A 251-nucleotide genomic window follows, 5' to 3' on the forward strand; every position below is an offset into this window, starting at 1 on the left:
TGATTAAAGGTGTATTAGAGGTTTCCGACCTTCGTGTGCGCGACATCATGATCCCAAGAGCGCAAATTGTTACCATTCAAATAGACTCGACTGTCGATGAATTTTTAAAAATTGTCATCGATTCAGGCCACTCTCGCTTCCCTGTTGTTAATGAAGATAAAGATCATATTGAAGGCATTTTACTGGCTAAAGATTTGATCAAATACGGTTTTAAACAATCTGATGAATCTTTCACTCTTGCCCAGGTTATT

1 protein-coding gene is annotated in these 251 nt (G+C 37.8%); it reads left to right on the plus strand.

Annotation, left to right across the window (positions count from 1 at the left end; all coding sequences use genetic code 11):
* Nucleotides 1-251 (plus strand): CBS domain-containing protein (locus AAEZ03_RS28345; RefSeq protein WP_350583284.1); only part of this gene is annotated, 251 nt, incomplete at both ends.

This window comes from Pseudomonas sp. HY2-MNA-CIBAN-0224, from assembly GCF_040310285.1.
In the GTDB taxonomy this organism is placed as follows: domain Bacteria; phylum Pseudomonadota; class Gammaproteobacteria; order Pseudomonadales; family Pseudomonadaceae; genus Aquipseudomonas; species Aquipseudomonas helleri.